The sequence below is a fragment of the Kineococcus rhizosphaerae genome, from assembly GCF_003002055.1.
GTDB lineage: Bacteria > Actinomycetota > Actinomycetes > Actinomycetales > Kineococcaceae > Kineococcus > Kineococcus rhizosphaerae.
In genome coordinates, this window is record NZ_PVZF01000001.1 from 348525 (window position 1) to 365305 (window position 16781).

The 16781-nt window shown below is 74.7% G+C and carries 15 protein-coding genes; 13 read left to right on the forward strand and 2 right to left on the reverse strand.

Annotation, left to right across the window (positions count from 1 at the left end; genetic code table 11):
• Window positions 1–58: 58 nt before the first annotated feature.
• On the reverse strand, window positions 59–1153 hold the full coding sequence (locus CLV37_RS01760; RefSeq protein WP_106206348.1) for a DUF3866 family protein: 1095 nt from the start codon (window positions 1151–1153) through the stop codon (window positions 59–61).
• 56 nt (window positions 1154–1209) lie between these two features.
• On the opposite strand from CLV37_RS01760, the gene CLV37_RS01765 reads away from it, so the two are divergent.
• The 9 genes from CLV37_RS01765 (at window position 1210) to CLV37_RS01805 (ending at window position 10563) form a co-directional block, all read left to right on the forward strand.
• Window positions 1210–2235: a helix-turn-helix transcriptional regulator gene (locus CLV37_RS01765; protein ID WP_106206350.1), complete on the forward strand. Its 1026-nt coding sequence runs from the start codon at window positions 1210–1212 to the stop codon at window positions 2233–2235.
• Window positions 2236–2254: 19 nt separating this feature from the next.
• Window positions 2255–3226, forward strand: coding sequence for a helix-turn-helix transcriptional regulator (locus CLV37_RS01770; RefSeq protein ID WP_245885193.1), 972 nt, complete (start codon window positions 2255–2257; stop codon window positions 3224–3226).
• A 169-nt stretch (window positions 3227–3395) separates the two neighbouring features.
• Window positions 3396–3734, forward strand: coding sequence for a hypothetical protein (locus tag CLV37_RS01775; protein ID WP_106207344.1), 339 nt, complete (start codon window positions 3396–3398; stop codon window positions 3732–3734).
• 246 nt (window positions 3735–3980) lie between these two features.
• Window positions 3981–4265: a Sec-independent protein translocase subunit TatA gene (gene tatA, locus CLV37_RS01780; protein WP_106206352.1), complete on the forward strand. Its 285-nt coding sequence runs from the start codon at window positions 3981–3983 to the stop codon at window positions 4263–4265.
• A 32-nt stretch (window positions 4266–4297) separates the two neighbouring features.
• Window positions 4298–5155 carry a twin-arginine translocase subunit TatC gene (gene tatC, locus CLV37_RS01785; protein ID WP_106206354.1) on the forward strand — a complete coding sequence of 286 codons (858 nt, stop codon included), beginning with the start codon at window positions 4298–4300 and terminating at the stop codon, window positions 5153–5155.
• Window positions 5156–5159: 4 nt separating this feature from the next.
• On the forward strand, window positions 5160–6071 hold the full coding sequence (locus CLV37_RS01790; RefSeq protein WP_106206356.1) for a diacylglycerol/lipid kinase family protein: 912 nt from the start codon (window positions 5160–5162) through the stop codon (window positions 6069–6071).
• A gap of 23 nt (window positions 6072–6094) precedes the next feature.
• Entirely contained in the window at window positions 6095–8899 is a 2805-nt protein-coding gene (locus tag CLV37_RS01795) for a DEAD/DEAH box helicase (RefSeq protein WP_106206358.1), read from the forward strand.
• 30 nt (window positions 8900–8929) lie between these two features.
• Complete coding sequence (locus tag CLV37_RS01800; RefSeq protein ID WP_106206360.1) at window positions 8930–9745, forward strand: aldo/keto reductase; 816 nt, start codon at window positions 8930–8932, stop codon at window positions 9743–9745.
• Window positions 9742–10563: a dienelactone hydrolase family protein gene (locus tag CLV37_RS01805; RefSeq protein WP_106206362.1), complete on the forward strand. Its 822-nt coding sequence runs from the start codon at window positions 9742–9744 to the stop codon at window positions 10561–10563. Before CLV37_RS01800 ends, CLV37_RS01805 begins: the two co-directional genes overlap by 4 nt.
• Here the strand turns inward: CLV37_RS01805 and CLV37_RS01810 are convergent.
• Entirely contained in the window at window positions 10535–11482 is a 948-nt protein-coding gene (locus CLV37_RS01810; RefSeq protein WP_211298295.1) for a 5'-3' exonuclease, read from the reverse strand. The genes CLV37_RS01805 and CLV37_RS01810 overlap by 29 nt on opposite strands.
• 137 nt (window positions 11483–11619) lie before the next feature.
• Between CLV37_RS01810 and CLV37_RS01815 the strand changes: the two genes are divergently transcribed.
• The 4 genes from CLV37_RS01815 (at window position 11620) to CLV37_RS01830 (ending at window position 16773) form a co-directional block, all read left to right on the forward strand.
• Window positions 11620–12513, forward strand: a complete 894-nt coding sequence (locus CLV37_RS01815; RefSeq protein WP_106206364.1) for an SCO4651 family lipoprotein — start codon at window positions 11620–11622, stop codon at window positions 12511–12513.
• 149 nt (window positions 12514–12662) lie between these two features.
• Window positions 12663–14204 (forward strand): amidohydrolase family protein, encoded by a 1542-nt coding sequence (locus CLV37_RS01820; RefSeq protein WP_106207348.1) that lies wholly within the window; start codon window positions 12663–12665, stop codon window positions 14202–14204.
• Between the two features lie 407 nt (window positions 14205–14611).
• Window positions 14612–16258, forward strand: a complete 1647-nt coding sequence (lnt, locus tag CLV37_RS01825) for an apolipoprotein N-acyltransferase (protein WP_245885195.1) — start codon at window positions 14612–14614, stop codon at window positions 16256–16258.
• Window positions 16255–16773: an FxsA family protein gene (locus CLV37_RS01830; protein WP_106206368.1), complete on the forward strand. Its 519-nt coding sequence runs from the start codon at window positions 16255–16257 to the stop codon at window positions 16771–16773. Before lnt ends, CLV37_RS01830 begins: the two co-directional genes overlap by 4 nt.
• The last annotated feature ends 8 nt before the right edge of the window (window positions 16774–16781 follow it).

Below are 16781 nucleotides of genomic sequence, written 5' to 3' on the forward strand. Positions count from 1 at the left end.
GCGAGACCCCCGCGACCGGCCCGGTCGCGGGGGTCTCGTCGTCCCGGTCCCCGTCCGCTCACCCCAGCAGGCGCCCGGCGTGCCGGCCCGCGGCGGCGGCGAGCAGGAACGCGGCGCGGTCGGCGTCCAGGCCCCGGCCCATCGTCGACAGCCGCACGGGGCTGGTGGCCAGGGCCGCGTCCAGGCCGGCTTCGGGGACCTCCACGACGCGGTGGCGCGCCGGCAGGGCCCGGGCCTGGGCCCGGACCCCGTCGTGGAAGGCGCCGGGGGAGTCGGTGACGGGCACGTCGACCCCGGCCAGGGCGACGCGGCCCACGGCGGTCAGGGAGTGGTGGGACACCCCGCGGTGGCGGGAGCGGGCGTCGGCCTCGGACACCCGCAGGGCTGCGACGGGCCGCCCGCCCAGGACGGCGGCGGCGTTGAGGGCCTCCCCGGCGGCCACCCCGGAGAACCCCCAGCGCGAGCCGGTGCCCAGGTTGCCCGGTCCCTGGGCGACGACGACGACGTCGGCGCCGGCGACCAGCCGCGCGGCGAGCAGGCCGGTGTGGACGGTCGCGGTCTCCAGGTCCCCGCCGAAGGACTGCCCCGTCGTGACGCACGCCGCGATCCACCCGGCCTCGCGCAGGCCCGCGACGGCGCGCGAGAACGCCGCGGGCAGCGCCCCGCCGTCGGTCATGACGTAGACCGCGCGGGCCTTCGGCGCCTCGGCGCGCAGGCCCGCCAGGACGGCGGGCACGGCGGAGTGCAGGTCGGCGACGACGACGGGGGTGCCGGCGAGGTCGTCGGCCTCGGCCAGGACGTCGTGGTGCACCGACTCCTGGTCGTCGGCGCCCAGGACCATCGTCTGCAGGGGGGTGTAGCGGGCCTTGACGAGGTGGCCGGGGCCCGCGGGCGGGTCGGGCGGCAGGCGGTCGGGCAGCGCCACGACCAGCGCGTAACCGCCGGTGCCCAGGCCCCGGGCCAGGGCCGAGACGTTGAGCAGGACGCGGTCGCCGACCACGGGGGTCCCCACGAGGTCGGGGTGGGCCAGGGCCTTGACCTCCACCCCGAGGCCCTGCTCGGGACCGGAGGTGAGGGTGGCGAAGAGCTCGACGGACCCGGCCCAGCTGGTCCCGAGCCGGCTGACCGTCGCCGAACGCCACGTGATCGTCACGCTGGGAGCGTACGCAGGCTGCGCCCGGGCGCCGTTCCGGTAGCGTCCACCACACCATGACCAGCACTTCGACGAGCGGTACGGGCGTGCCCGGGGGCAGCGCCGCGGCGGCCCGCGGCGCCCGCCGGACTGAGCGGTTGCTGAACCTCGTCATCGCCTTGGCCGCCACCCGGCGCTGGCTGACCAAGGAGCAGATCCGCGAGGCGGTCCCCCAGTACGCCGACTGCGCCACCACCGTCGCCTTCGAGCGGATGTTCGAGCGCGACAAGGAGGACCTGCGCGAGCTCGGGGTGCCGCTGGAGACCGGCGGGGAGGACCCGCTGTTCGAGGACGAGGCGGGGTACCGGATCGACCGGGAGGCGTACGCGCTGCCGGAGATCAGCTTCACCCCCGGCGAGCTGGCGGTGCTGTCGCTGGCCAGTCGCGTGTGGCAGCAGGCCTCCCTGGCCGGTCCGGCCACGCGGGCGCTGGTGAAGCTGCGCAGCCTGGGCGTCGAACCGGACGAGAGCTCCCTGATCGGCGTCGAACCGCGGGTGCGGACGGCCGAACCGGCCTTCGACCCCCTGTACGCCGCGACCCGCGACCGGGCCCCGGTGCAGTTCGGCTACCGCCGCGCCGGGGCCGAGCCCACCGTGCGGCACGTCGAGCCGTGGGCGATCGTGTCCTGGCACGGGCGCTGGTACCTCGTCGGGCACGACCGCGACCGCGGCGCGTCCCGGGTGTTCCGGCTCTCGCGCGTCGCCTCGGCCGTCAAGCGCATCGGGCGGCCGGGGTCCTACGCGGTGCCCGAGGGCGTCGACCCGCGCGAGGTCGTCGCCGGCAGCGTGGGTGCCGTGCAGACCCGCCGGGCCCGGTTGCTGGTCCGCTCGGGGGCGGGACTGGCGCTGCGGCGCCGGGCCGTCGGCGTCGAGGAGGGGCAGGGCGAGCAGGGGCAGGACGTCGTGGTCGTGGAGGTCAGCGACGTGGAGGTGAGCGCCGACGAGCTCGCCCAGTTCGGCGCCGACGTCGTCGTCCTCGAACCGGACGACCTGCGCGAGGCGGTGCTGCGCCGGCTGCGCGGCGCGGCGGGGGTGCTGTCGTGAGCGAGGAGCGGGGGTCAGCGTGAGCGCCAACTCGACGGAGCGCCTGTCGCGGCTGCTGGCGATGGTCCCGTACCTGCTGACCCACCAGGGCATCCCCGTGCCCGAGGCCGCCGAGCACTTCGGGATCAGCGAGGACGACCTCGTCCAGGACCTCGAGCTGCTGTTCGTCTGCGGCACCCCCGGGCACCTGCCCGACGACCTCATCGACGCGCGGTGGGAGTCCGGCCACGTCTACCTGTCCAACGCCGACCCCATCGCCCGCCCGGCGCGGCTGGCCGTCGACGAGGCCGTGGCCCTGCTCGTGGGGCTGCGGACCCTGGCCGAGGTGCCCGGCCTGCACGACCGCGAGGCCCTCGAGGGGGCGATGGCGAAGCTGTCGGAGGCGACGGGGGAGGCCGCCGGGGTCGCCCGGGCCGTGGCGGTCGACGTCAGCGACTCCTCCTCGGCCGATGTCCTGGAGACCGCGCGCCGGGCGCTGCGCGAGCACCGGCGCCTGCACCTGAGCTACCTGGTGCCCAGCCGCGACGAACGCACCGAGCGCGACGTCGACCCCATGCGGCTGGTCAGCGTCGAGGGGCGCTGGTACCTGGAGGCGTGGTGCCACCGCTCCGAGGGGGTCCGCCTGTTCCGCGTCGACCGCATCGAGAGCGCGCAGGTCCTCGACGTCGACGGCACCCCGCCGGCGCGGGCGCGCTCCCGCGACGTGGCCTCGGACCTGTTCCGGCCCAGCCCCGACGACCTCGTCGTGACCATCGACCTGGCCCCGCAGGCGGCGTGGGTCGTGGACTACTACCCCGTGGAGTCCGTCGAGGACGCCCCCGAGGACGCCTGGGAGCAGGCCTCGCTGCGGGTGCGGCTGCGGACCGCGGACACCCACTGGGTGCAGCGGCTCCTGCTGCGCCTGGGCGCCGGGGCGCGCGTCGTGGCCCCGGCCGAGCTCGCCGTGCAGGTGCGTGACGCTGCGTCGGCCGCACTGGCGCGTTACGCCTGACACGCTGCTCTCACCGGGTCGGCCCAACGTCACGCACACGCCCGCGCCGCGTGTCAAGGTCGCCCCGAAAAGGCCGTTCAAGGGATCGCCGGTACGTGCCGAAGCAGTGGTTGTCGGACGGCGGGGTCGCCGCCGGAGACGAAGAACACCACGACGAGAGGTGCACGACATGACCACGATCAAGGCTTCCTGCCCCTGCTGCGGCGACGTCGAGCTCACCCCCAAGCAGGTCCGCCTCGTGGTGTGCTCGGCCAAGGAGCGCTCCTTCTACGCCTTCGGCTGCCCCAAGTGCAAGGACGAGGTCCGCAAGCCCGCCGGTGAGGACGTCGTCGCCCTCCTGGTCTCCGGTGGCGTGGCCGTCGAGCGCTGGACCATCCCCGCCGAGGCCATGGAGGAGCACCACGGCTCCACCATCGCCTGGGACGACGTCCTCGACTTCGCGCTGGTGCTGGACTCCTGCGACGACCTGGCCTCGCTGGCCGGCCGGGGGCTGCGCACGGTCCGCTGACCCCACCGACCCGCAGCACCACCCTCTCGGGGAGCCGCTCCGCGGACGCCTAGGCGTCCGCTGGGCGGCTCTCGTGCTTCTCCCAGGCGTCCGGCGGGCTCCCTCGCCCGTTCCTGGGAGTTCACCCCGAGTCCCCCCGGTGGACCACGGTTTCGGCGGCATCCGGACGACTCGACGCGCATGCTTGTCCCACAGGCGGCCGCGGTCGACGTACGATGGCGGCGCTACGACCTACCTGGAGGACTGATGTTCCGCAACCTCGTCGACCACCCGTGGGTGCTCGTCATCCTCGTCGTGCTGCTCATCGCGCTGTTCGGCAGCAAGCGCCTGCCCGACGCCGCGCGTGGCCTCGGCCGCTCGATGCGCATCTTCAAGTCCGAGGTCAAGGAGATGAAGAACGACGGCAAGGACGAGGCGAAGACGTCTCCCACCGCCGCCGCCAAGGACTCCGAGCCGACCGCGCTCGAGGCCAAGCTCGCCGCCGAAGAGGCCGAGCACAAGGCGAACGAGCACCAGACCCGCGCCTCCTGAGCCGCCCCGGATCCTGAGAACCAGCCGCTGACATGGCCGTCACCACCGTCCGCCGACGAGCGCCCAAGGACCCCGAGGGGCGCATGCCCCTCGTGGAGCACCTGAGGGAGCTGCGCAACCGCGTCTTCAAGGCGGCGGTCTTCCTGCTGATCGGCAGCATCGCCGGCTGGTTCCTGTGGGGTGGCTGGAAGTACAGCTGGGGCACGTTCGACGGCGTCTTCCAGTACCTGCAGCGGCCGTTGCTGGACTACGCCGAGACCAAGGGCATCAAGAACGTCTCCCTGAACTTCACGCAGGTGGGGCAGGCGTTCGACCTGCGGGTCAAGGGCGCCATCTGGTGCGGTGTGATCGCCTCCAGCCCGTTCTGGATCTACCAGCTCTGGGCGTTCATCACACCGGGACTGACGAAGAAGGAGAAGCGCTACGCGGTCGGGTTCATCGCCGCCGCCGTCCCGCTGTTCCTCATCGGCGCGGGCATCGCCTACGCGGTGCTGCCCAACGCGATGCGGTTCCTCATCGACTTCACTCCGGTCGACGCCTCCAACCTCATCGGCGCGGACGTCTACCTCTCGTTCGTCATGCGGATCATCCTCGCCTTCGGTCTGGGCTTCCTCATGCCGGTGGTCCTGGTGGCCCTGAACTTCGCCCACCTCCTCTCGGGCAAGGCGATCCTGAAGCAGTGGCGCATCAGCGTCTTCCTGAGCTTCCTGTTCTCCGCGATCGTGACGCCGACGTCCGACATCACCACGATGCTGCTGCTGGCCTGCCCCTTGCTCGTCCTCTTCGCCGCGGCGACGGTCATCTGCCTGGCCAACGACAAGCGGCGGGCCAAGAACTCCGACGAACCGGACTACGGTCACCTGTCTGACGACGAAGCCAGCAGCATCTGAGCGCGTGAGCCCCCGAGGCCCGGTCGGCCTCCTCGTGAACCCGACGGCGGGTCGCGGGGCGGGCCGCGCCGCGGGCACCCGCGTCCTGCAGGCCCTGCGGGGTCTGGGGCACGAGGTCGTCGACCTGTCGGCCCAGGACGTCGCGACCGCCGCCCGGTCCGCGCGCGAAGCCGCTCTGGACCTGGCCGCCCTCGTCGTCGTCGGCGGCGACGGGATGGTCCACGCCGGGGTCGAGGCCGTGGCCGGCACGGCCACCGCCCTGGGCATCGTGCCCGCCGGCACCGGCAACGACATCGCCCGCGGCCTCGATCTGCCCCTGGGCGACCCGACGGCCTCGGCCGCGCGTGTCGCCCACGCCCTGCACGAGCAGCGGTACCGCGCGGTCGACGCCGTCCGCGTCACCCACGCGCAGGGCACGGGCTGGTACGCCAGCATCCTGGCCTCCGGCGTCGACGCCCTCATCAACGAGCGCGCCAACTCCTGGCGCTGGCCGCCCGGGCCCGCCCGGTACACCCTCGCGGCGCTGCGCGAGCTCGCCGTCGTGCGCGGCGTCGGGGTCCGCATCACCTTGGACGGGCGTTCCTTCGAGCGCGACGGCCTGCTGGTGGCCGTGGCGAACACCCGCTGCTACGGCGGCGGGATGCTCATGGCCCCGGACGCGGACGCCACCGACGGCCTGCTCGACGTCGTCGTGGTCGACGAGGTCGCCCCGCTGGCGGCGTTGCGGCTGTTGCCGAAGGTCCGCCGCGGCGCGCACCTGAGGCTGCCGGTGGTGCACGTGCACCGGGCCCGCACGGTGGTCCTGGAGCACCTGGGCGGGGCGCACCGCCCCCGCCCGCACGCCGACGGTGAACCGCTGGGGGACCTGCCGATCACCTGCGAGGTGGTCGGAGGGGCGTTGCGGGTGCTCGTCTGAGGGCACGGGGTAGTGTCGCCGACATGGCAAGCCCCGCGGAGCGCTACGCGGCAGCGCGCCGTCGCACCGAAGAAGCCCGCACCGAGCTCGCGCAGTTCGCGGGCACGCTGGGCTTCGAGCTCGACGGTTTCCAGCTGCAGGCGTGCCAGGCCCTCGAGTCCGGCCGCGGCGTCCTCGTCGCGGCCCCCACCGGCGCCGGCAAGACCGTCGTGGGCGAGTTCGCCGCCCACCTGGCCCTGAAGACGCAGCGCAAGGCGTTCTACACCACCCCCATCAAGGCGTTGTCGAACCAGAAGTACGCCGAGCTCGTCGCCCGCCACGGCTCGGCCGCCGTCGGCCTGCTCACCGGCGACAACTCCGTCAACGGCGAGGCGCCCGTCGTCGTCATGACGACCGAGGTCCTGCGCAACATGCTCTACGCCGGGTCCTCGCTGCTGGACGGCCTGGGCTACGTCGTCATGGACGAGGTGCACTACCTCGCCGACCGCTCCCGCGGCGCCGTCTGGGAAGAGGTGATCATCCACCTGCCCTCCGACGTGCTCGTCGTCTCGCTGTCGGCGACCGTCAGCAACGCCGAGGAGTTCGGGTCGTGGCTGGACACCGTCCGCGGCGACACCGAGGTCGTCGTCTCCGAGCACCGCCCCGTGCCGCTGTGGCAGCACCTGGCCGTCGGCACCCGGCTGTACGACCTGTTCACCGACCCCGACGGCGACCCGCTGGAGGGCGACGAGGGGTCCCTGGTGCCGGGCGCGATCGTCAACCCCGAGCTCGTGGCGATGTCGCGCCAGCAGATCCGCACCGACCGGCTCGCGATGGCCGGCGGCAAGGGCCGGCGCCGGGGCCAGCCCCGGCCCGGCTACCGCGGCGGCGCCCGGCCCGGCAGCGCGCCCCGGCCCGCCTCCCGCGCCCAGATCCTCGACACCCTCGACCAGGCCGGGCTGCTGCCGGCCATCACGTTCATCTTCAGCCGCGCCGGCTGCGACGCCGCCGTGGAGCAGTGCGTCGCGTGGGGGCTGCGGCTGACCACCCCCGAGGACTCCCGCACGATCCGGGCCATCGCCGAGGAGCGGTGCGCGGAGATCCCCAGCTCCGACCTCGCCGTGCTGGGCTACTGGGGCTGGCTGGAAGGGCTCGAACGGGGGCTGGCCGCCCACCACGCCGGGATGCTGCCGGTGTTCAAGGAGACCGTCGAGCACCTGTTCGCCCTCGGCCTGGTCAAGGCCGTCTTCGCCACCGAGACCCTCGCCCTGGGCGTCAACATGCCCGCGCGCTCGGTCGTGCTGGAGAAGCTCGTGAAGTGGAACGGGCAGACCCACGTCGACGTGACGCCGGGGGAGTACACGCAGCTCACCGGCCGCGCCGGACGCCGGGGCATCGACGTCGAGGGCCACGCCGTCGTCCTGTGGTCGGGGACCACCGACCCCGAGGCCGTCGCCGGGCTCGCCTCCCGGCGCACGTGGCCGCTGCGTTCCAGCTTCCGCCCCACGTACAACATGGCCGTCAACCTCGTCGAGCAGGTCGGGCGCGAGCGCGCCCGTGACATCCTGGAGACGTCGTTCGCGCAGTTCCAGGCCGACCGCGCCGTCGTCGGGCAGGCCCAGCAGATCAAGAAGCAGACCGAGGCCCTCGACGGGTACGCCGAGGCCGCCACGTGCCACCTGGGCGACTTCCACGAGTACTTCGCCCTGCGCCAGGCCATCACCGACCGCGAGAAGGACCTGTCGCGCGCCGGGGCGGCCACCCGCCGCGCCGAGGCCCGCCAGAGCATCGAGACCCTGTCCCGCGGTGACGTCGTGAAACTGCCCGGGGGCCGGCGCGCCACCTTCGGCGTCGTGCTGGACCTGGTGCCGGGCAAGGGGTTCGACGGTCCCTCGCCGCGGATCCTGTCCCAGGACCGGCAGGTGCGCACCATCGACGCGAACGACTTCTCCGGTCCCGTCGAGGCGATCACCCGCGTCCGGATCGGCAAGAACTTCAACTGGCGTTCCCCCCAGGAACGGCGCGACCTGGCCTCCTCGCTGCGCAACGCCCTGGCCGAGGTCGGGGGCGGGGAGGTCCCGTTCCGGCGCCGGGGCTCGGCCGCGGCCGAGGACGCCGAACTGGCCCGGCTGCGCGAGGCCCTGCGCGCCCACCCGTGCCACGGGTGCGCCGACCGCGAGGAGCACGCGCGCTGGGCCGTGCGCGAGGAGAAGCTGCGCCGCGACACCCAGGGCCTGCAGCGCAAGATCGAGGGCCGCACCGGGACCATCGCGCGGACCTTCGACCGCGTCTGCGACCTGCTGGCCGAACTCGGCTACCTCACCGACGACGGACAGGCCGTCACCGACGCCGGTCGCACCCTGCGCCGGATCAACGCCGAGACCGACCTGCTCGTCGCGCAGTGCCTGCGGTTCGGGGCCTGGGACGGGCTGAACGCCGCCGACCTCGCCGCGGCCGTCTCCACCCTCGTCCACGAGTCGCGCCGCGACGAGGGTGGCCGGCCCGAGCGCATCCCGCGCCGGGCCGAGGCCGCGATCGCTGCGACGCACCGGCTGTGGAGCGACCTGACCGACCGCGAGGACCACCACAAGGTGCCCATGACCCGCGAACCCGACCCGGGTCTGGCGTGGTCGGTGCACCGGTGGGCCTCCGGGCACCGCCTCGACGAGGTCCTGCGCGAGGCCGACCTCGCCGCCGGCGACTTCGTCCGGCGCTGCAAGCAGCTCGTGGACCTGCTCGACCAGATCGGGTCCGCGTCCACCGACCCCGGCGTCCGCAAGGCCGCCCGGGACGCCGTCGACGCCGTCCGACGCGGTGTCGTCGCGCACACCTCGCTCACCGAGAGCTGAGTCCGGCCGACGTTCCGAGGAGGGAACCCCGTGCCATTCCTGACCGACGTGTTCACCCTGTCCAACGGTGTGCAGATCCCGAAGATCGGGTTCGGCACCTGGCAGGTCCCCGACGGTGAGCCCGCCTACGACGCCACCCGCGCCGCGCTGGACGCCGGCTACCGGCACATCGACACCGCCCGCGCCTACGGCAACGAGGCGAGCGTCGGACGAGCCGTGCGCGACAGCGGCATCGCCCGCGAGGACGTGTTCGTCACGACGAAGCTGCCCGCCGAGGTCAAGGACCACGACGAGGCCCTGCGCAGCTTCGAGGAGACGACGGCCGCCCTCGGGTTCGAGACCGTCGACCTCTACCTCGTCCACGCGCCGTGGCCGTGGACCGAGATCGGCAAGGACTGCCGCGAGGGCAACCGGGCCGTCTGGAAGGCGCTGGAGGAGATCCACGCCGACGGCCGGGCCCGGGCCATCGGCGTCTCCAACTTCTCCGTCGCCGACCTGGACTCGGTGCGCGAGACGGCGGAGGTGACCCCGCACGTCAACCAGATCCGCTGGTTCGTCGGGCACACGCAGGCCGAGACGACGGCGTACTGCCGCGAGAACGGCATCCTCGTCGAGGGGTACTCCCCGCTGGCCACCGGCGGACTCGTCGACGACGAGGCCATCACCACCGTCGCCGACCGTTACGGCCGGACCGCGGCGCAGGTCGCGCTGCGGTACCTGCTGCACAAGGACGTCCTGCCGCTGCCCAAGAGCACGACCCCGGCCCGGATCGTCGAGAACGCCGACCTCGACTTCGACCTCACCCCGCAGGACGTGGCGACCCTCGACGCCCTGACCCGCGAGTGAGCGCCGCCCCCACCGGGGACCTCGCGCGCTGGACCCGCAGCGAGTTCTCCGGGGGCGGGTCCACGTCGGCGTGCTTCGAACGCGGCACCGGGCCCGGGGTGGTCCTCCTGCCCGAGATCCCCGGGATCACCCCCGAGGTCCTCGGGTTCGCCGAGCACCTCGTGGACGAGGGGTTCACCGTCGTCGTCCCGTCGTTGTTCGGCACCCCCGGCCGGCCCGCGGGCACGGCGTACGCGCTGGGCACCGTGGCGCGCGTCTGCGTCGCCAGGGAGTTCAGGGCCTTCGCCGTCGGCGCCCACCGGCCCGTCACCGACCACCTGCGGGCCCTGGCCGACGACCTCGCGGCCCGCACCCCCGGCCACGGCGTGGGCGTGGTCGGCATGTGCTTCACCGGGGGGTTCGCCCTCGCGGTCGCGGTCGACGAGAACGTGCGGGCTTCCGTGCTGAGCCAGCCCGCGGCCCCGTTCCCCGTCTCGCGCCGGCACCGGGCCGACCCCGCGATGGCCCCGGCCGAACTCGACCGCGTCGCCGCCCGCGCCGCCGCCGGGGACCTGTGCGCGGTGGGCCTGCGGTTCTCCGGCGACGCCGCCGCGCCCCGGGAACGGTTCGCCACCCTCGCCGCCCGCCTCGGCGACGCCTTCCGCGTCGTCGAGCTCGACTCCTCCCCGGGCAACCCGGGCGGGTTCTCGCCGCGGGCGCACTCGGTCCTGACCGGCGAGGTCCGCGAGCGCCCGGGTCACCCGGCGTTCGCGGCGCGGGCCGAGGTGGTGGAGTTCCTGCGCGACAGGCTCAGTCCGGTACCGCGGCCAGGGCGCTGAGGACGCGGTCGACGCTGGAGCGCAGGCCCCAGCGCTCGGCGAGGGCGTCGAGGCGGCCGGGGTCGGCGGGTGCGGCGGGCAGGGTGTCGTCGAGGTCGGGCAGCGGGACGTCGCGCACGGTCTGCACGACGACGGGGGCGGCGGCGAGGTAGTCGCGGGCGGCGGTGAGCTTGGTGCGCTGGGCGGGGGTCAGGCCGCCGGCGGGGTCGTCGGCGGCGGCCAGGAGGGCGGGCAGGTCGCCGTAGCGGGTGATGAGGGCGGCGGCGGTCTTCTCCCCGATGCCGGGGACGCCGGGCAGGCCGTCGGAGGGGTCGCCGCGCAGGACGGCCATGTCGGCGTAGGCGGCGCCGGTGGGGACGGCGTACCGGGCGAGCAGCCAGTCCTGGGTGACGGCCTCGGCCTTGCGGACGCCCTTGCCGCAGTACAGGACGCGCACGCCGGTGGTGTCGTCGACGAGCTGGAAGAGGTCGCGGTCGCCGGTGACGACGTCGACCGGGTCCCCCGGGTCCCCGCCGGTCCTCGCCGGGCGGACGGCCAGGGTGGCGATGACGTCGTCGGCCTCGTAACCGGGGGCGCCGACGCGGGCCAGGCCGAGGGCGGTGAGCACGTCGACGATGACGTCGACCTGGGGCAGCAGGGCGGAGGGGGCGTCCTCGCCGCCGTCGGGGCCGACGCGGTGGGCCTTGTAGGAGGGCAGGGCCTGGACGCGGAAGGCGGGGCGCCAGTCGTCGTCCCAGCAGGCGACGAGGCGGGTGGGGCGGTGGGTGGTGAGCAGGAAGGCGACGGAGTCGAGGAAGCCGCGGACGGCGTTGACGGGGGTCCCGTCGGGGGCGGTGACGGAGTCCGGGACGCCGTGGAACGCCCGGAAGTACAGCGAGGCGGAGTCGAGCAGCATCAGCGAGTCACGGCGCGACGGCATGCGGGGGATCCTCGCAGGTCGTGGGTCATCCGTAGGGATCCGGTGTTCGCACCGGACGGGTGACCCGGACGGGCGCGGACCGGCGCATCCTGTGAGGGTAGGAACCGGAAGCACAGCCTGACCAGGGGGGAATTCTCATGACCACGGGTTCGACGAGTTCTGCGAACCGGCTCGGCACGCGCCGCCGGCGCCGGATCGGCACGCTGGCCGCCGGCGGGGCGGTCGTGCTCGCGCTGGGCCTGGGCGCGTGCGGCGGGGGCAGTGACGACGCGGCGTCGAAGCCGTCGGTGGCGACGTCGTCGCCGGCGACGCAGCTGACCGCGTTCGAGGCGGTGAAGGCGTCGGCGAAGAGCTCCCAGGAGGCCGGCAGCGCGAAGTTCTCGCTGACCACGACGGGCACCGGCCAGGCGGCGTCGGCGAACGTCACCGCCGACGGGTCGTTCGACTCGGCGACGCAGGCGCTGGAGATGAACCTGACGCTGCCGGCCGAGGCGGGCGGCACGAAGGTCACGATGCGGCTGGTCGACGGCGTGGCGTACCTGTCGGGTGCGCCGCTGACGGCCGAGGGTCAGTGGGTGAAGATGCCGCTGGACGCGATGGCCTCCTCGGGGCTGGACACCTCGGCGATGGACCCGACGAAGTCGCTGGAGCAGCTGCAGGGGGTCGCCGAGGACGTCAAGGAGATCCCGGCGCAGGACGTGCGCGGGGTGCAGGCGAAGGGGTACGCCGGGACGATCGACCCGGCCAAGGCGATCGAGCAGCTCCCGGCGGAGCAGCAGACGCAGGAGGCGAAGGACGCGGCGGCCGAGCTGGGCCCGATCCCGTTCGAGTTGTACGTCGACGACCAGAACCGCCCGGTGCGCCTGAGCGAGACGATCGCCTACGAGGGATCGACGGTGAAGGTGTCGATGGACTTCTACGACTGGGGCACGTCGGTGGCCGTGGCCGCCCCCGACCCGGCGTCGGTGAAGGACCTGTCGAACCTGGGCGCGCAGATGGGTGCTGGGGCGGCGGCCCCGGCCGGCGCCTGAGGTCGTGACCACGACCTGAGCACCTGACGGACGGTCCACGCGGGGCGGCTCCTACGCTGCCCGGCGTGGACCGTTCTGCTGCTGCCCCCACCCGTCGGCTCTACCGGGGCGGGGCGGTGTACTCCCCGGCGGACCCGTTCGCGACGGCGATGCTCGTGGAGGGTTCCACCGTCGCCTGGGTCGGGCCGGACGAGGCCGCGGGGGCCTGGACGCGCGAGGGCGACGAGGTCGTCGAGCTCGAGGGGCGGTTGATCACCCCGGCGTTCGTGGACGCGCACACCCACCTGACCGAGACGGGGCTGCGCGAGACGGGTCTGGACCTGAGCGGGTGCGCGAGCGCCGCCGAGGTGCTGGACGCGGTCGCGGCCCGGGCGGTGCCGGGCGAGCTGCTGGCGGGGTTCGGCTGGGACGAGTCGCGGTGGCCGGGCACCGACCGCGTGCCGACGCGCGAGGAGCTGGACCGGGCCGGTGGGGGCGCGCCGGTGCTGCTGTCGCGCGTGGACGGGCACAGCGCCCTGGTGAGCTCCTCGCTGGCGCAGGCCGCCGGGTTGCGGGACCTGCCGGGCTGGAGCGAGGACGGCTGGGTGCGGACGGCGGCGCACCACGCCGCGCTGGACGCCCGGTGGGCGGCGCTGTCGGCACCGGCTGCGCAGGGGGCACGCCGGGCGGCGCTGCGGGCCGCGGCGGCGGCGGGCATCGGGACGGTGCACGAGATGTCGGGCCGCTGGCTGGCGCCGGCGGGGGACCTGGAGGCGTTGCAGGACCTCGCGAGCGCCGAGGGGCTGCCGACGGTGGTGGGGTACCTGGCGGAGTGGGTGGACAGCGCGGACCGGGCGCGGGAGGTGCTGGCCGGGTCGGCGGCGTCGCTGGCGGGTCTGGGCGGTGACCTGGTCGTCGACGGGGCGCTGGGCTCGCGCACGGCGGCGTTGCGGGCCGACTACGCGGACGCGCCGGGGCGGCGCGGGTCGCTGCACCTGGACGCGACGGCGGTGGGCGACCACCTGCACGCGTGCACGGTGGCGGGGGTGCAGGCGGCGTTCCACGCGATCGGGGACGCGGCGCTGGACGTCGTGGTGGAGGCGCTGACGGTCGTGGCGGCGGACCTGGGGGTGCCGGCGGTGGCCTCGGCGGGGCACCGGGTGGAGCACGCGGTGCTGGCCGACGACGCGGTGGTGGCGGCGTTCGCGCGGTTCGGGACGGCGGTGAGCCTGCAGCCGGGGTTCGACGCGGCGTGGGGCGGGCCGGGCGGGCTGTACGCGCAGCGGCTGGGGGAGCGGGTGCGCGGGACGCACCGGTTCGCGGCGTGGGCGGCGGCGGGGGTGCCGCTGGCGTTCGGCTCGGACACGCCGGTGACGCCGTTCGCGCCGTGGGCGGCGGTGCGGGCGGCGGCGTTCCCCGCCGAGGAGGAGCGGGCGGTGTCGGTCCGGGCGGCGTTCCTGGCCCACACCCGGGGCGGGCACCGGCTGGCCGGGCGGGGGCACCCGGGGGTGCTGCGGCCGGGGGCGCCGGCGACGTACGCGGTGTGGGACGTGGCGGACCTGGTGGTGCAGGCGCCGGACCGCAGGTTGTCGGGGTGGAGCACGGACGCGCGCTCGGGGACGCCGGGGCTGCCGGACCTGGAGCCGGGGGCGCCGGAGCCGGTGTGCCGGCGCACGGTGGTGGACGGACAGGTGGTGCACAGCGGGTTCTAGTGGTGCCTCCGAACGCGACACGCCGGGCGACACGCCGGGTACCGGTGCCGGATCACGGGTGGTGGTTGCGCGCGTGACCTGCCGCGATGGGTGTCGTCGCAGGTGACGGGGCGGTTGACAGCGCACGACGGCTGAGTAGCTTCGGAGGTGCAGTCCACGTGGAGGAAGACCGGCCGGCCTGCGGATCGGCGTCGTCGCAGCCGCACCACCTGCGACGACGCCGAGCGTGCGTCGACCGGAGTGGGCGTGGTCGGGTCCGTGTGCCCTTAGAAAACGGCACGCACCTCGTAGCCGACGGGGTGCGCGACGGCGCGAGGGGCGCGCGGGCTCGGCCGAGGACGCACCGCCGGCCGGCTCGACCGGCTCGACCGGAACCCGCGCGGCGGGTCGGCGGTTACCCTCTCGTGATGCGTTCCCGTCCGGTCGATCCCGCGCCCGTGCACCTGGTGGTCACCCTGTTGCTGGCCGTCGTCGGAGGCCTAGCCGCGTGGGCGGCCTTCCCGGGGGCGGTGAGCGCCGAGGGGCTGTGGCCGACGGCGGTCCTGGCGGTGGCGCTGCTGGCGCTGGCCACGCACGGCGTTCGGGCCCGGCGGGGTCTCGCCGCCGGTTTCGTGTTCGGGTTCGCGTTCATGTTCCCGCACCTGTCCTGGAGCGGGACGTACGTGGGTCTGCTGCCGTGGACGGCGCTGACGGTGGCCTGCACCCTCTTCTACGCCGTCCTGGGGGCGGTGCTGCCGCGGCTGCAGCGGGCCCGCTGGCGGCTGGCGCCGCTGGCCGTGGCGACGGGCTGGGTGGCCACCGAGTTCGCCCGGGCCCGGGTGCCCTTCGAGGGTTTCCCCTGGGGCCGGCTGGCGTTCTCCCAGGCCGACGCCCCGACGCTGGGCCTGGCCGCGCTGGGCGGGTCGCCGGCCGTGACGTTCGGGGTGGGTCTGGCGGGTGGGCTGCTGGCCGCGGCGGTCCTGGCGCTGCGGCGGCTGCCGGCGCCGGTGGGCGCGGCGCGCGGGGTGCCGCGGCTGCGGCCCGCGGTGCTGCTGGTGGTGGCCGCGGCGGCCGTGACGTGGTCGGGGGCGCTGGTGCCGCGCCCGACGGCCGCCGAGGACGGGACGCGTCACGTCGCGGCGGTGCAGGGCAACACCCCCGAGGAGGGGCTGGAGTTCAACGCCGAGCGCCGGGCGGTGCTGGACAACCACGCCGGGGCCACCGAGCGGCTGGCCCGGGAGGTCGCGGCGGGCACGGCCCGGCAGCCGGACCTGGTGCTGTGGCCGGAGAACTCCAGCGACATCGACCCCTACGAGAACCCCGACGCGCAGGCCGTCATCGAGCAGGCCACCCGCGACATCGGCGTCCCGGTCCTGGTGGGGGCGGTGCTGGACGGCCCGGGGCGGTTCGTGTCGAACACCGGGCTGGTGGTGACGCCGCAGGACGGCATCGCCGGCGCCCGCGACGACGACAGCCGGCACTACGTCAAGCAGCGCCCGGCGCCGTTCGCGGAGTACATGCCGTACCGCTCGTTCTTCCGGCACTTCAGCGACAAGGTCGACCTCATCACGCGCGACTTCGTCCACGGCGACCACGTGGGGTTGCTGACGATGAACGGCGTGGAGGTCGGGGACGTCATCTGCTTCGAGGTGGCCTTCGACGACACCGTGCGGCAGTCGGTGCGCGCCGGAGCGCAGTTCCTCGTCGTGCAGACGAACAACGCCACGTTCGGGATGTCCGACGAGGCGCCGCAGCAGCTGGCGATGTCGCGGTTGCGGGCGGTGGAGTCCGGGCGTTCGGTCGTGCAGATCTCCACGGTGGGTGTCAGCGCGATCATCAGTCCCGACGGTGTCGCGCACGACGAGTCGTCGCTGTTCACGCCGGACGTCCTGACCGGGGACGTGGTCCTGCGCTCGACGCAGACGGTCGCCACGCGGGTCGGGGCGCTGCCCGAGCAGGTCCTGACGGGCCTGTTCGTGCTGCTGCTGCTCACCGCCCGCCGCGGGGCGCGGCGTGGGCCGCAGGACGGCCCGAAGGCCGCTGCGCGCCGCTCGGGCGCCCCGGTGCCCGCGTGAGGGCGCCGCGCTGGGTGGCGTGGGTCCCCGTCGGGCTCCTGCTGCTGGTGGTCCTGGAGATCTGGCTGCTGGTCCAGATCGGTCACGTGATCGGCGGCGGCTGGGTGCTGGTCCTGCTGCTGGCCGAGACGTTCGGGGGTGCGCTGGTCCTGCGCCGGGCCGGTCGCCGGGCGGTGCAGGCCTTCCGGCAGACCGCGACGGTGCCCTTCGGAGCGCCCGTGCCGGGGCAGGAGCCGGGAGCGGTGGGCAACGCCGTCCTGACCGGCTTCGGCGGGCTGCTGCTGGTCCTGCCGGGGCTGATCAGCGACGTGCTGGGGGTGCTGTGCGTCCTGCCACCCACGCGGCGGTTGATCCGTGCCGTCTTCGTGCGGCTGGTGCGCCGGCGGTTCGACGCCGCGGTGCGCCGGGCCGGCGGGCCGCAGGTCGTCGTCGGTGACGTGGTCCCCGGCGACCTGGTGGACGGTGAGGTCGTGGACGGCGAGGTCGTGGACGACCCGCGGGAGCTGGGACGCTGAACGCACGA

Coding starts and splice junctions, on each gene's coding strand:
- CLV37_RS01765 (WP_106206350.1), top strand. CDS start 1,210: ATGACCAGCACTTCGACGAGCGGTACGGGCGTGCCCGGGGGCAGCGCC.
- CLV37_RS01775 (WP_106207344.1), top strand. CDS start 3,396: ATGACCACGATCAAGGCTTCCTGCCCCTGCTGCGGCGACGTCGAGCTC.
- tatA (WP_106206352.1), top strand. CDS start 3,981: ATGTTCCGCAACCTCGTCGACCACCCGTGGGTGCTCGTCATCCTCGTC.
- CLV37_RS01815 (WP_106206364.1), top strand. CDS start 11,620: ATGACCACGGGTTCGACGAGTTCTGCGAACCGGCTCGGCACGCGCCGC.
- CLV37_RS01810 (WP_211298295.1), bottom strand. CDS start 11,482: ATGCCGTCGCGCCGTGACTCGCTGATGCTGCTCGACTCCGCCTCGCTG.
- CLV37_RS01820 (WP_106207348.1), top strand. CDS start 12,663: ATGCTCGTGGAGGGTTCCACCGTCGCCTGGGTCGGGCCGGACGAGGCC.
- CLV37_RS01795 (WP_106206358.1), top strand. CDS start 6,095: ATGGCAAGCCCCGCGGAGCGCTACGCGGCAGCGCGCCGTCGCACCGAA.
- lnt (WP_245885195.1), top strand. CDS start 14,612: ATGCGTTCCCGTCCGGTCGATCCCGCGCCCGTGCACCTGGTGGTCACC.
- tatC (WP_106206354.1), top strand. CDS start 4,298: ATGGCCGTCACCACCGTCCGCCGACGAGCGCCCAAGGACCCCGAGGGG.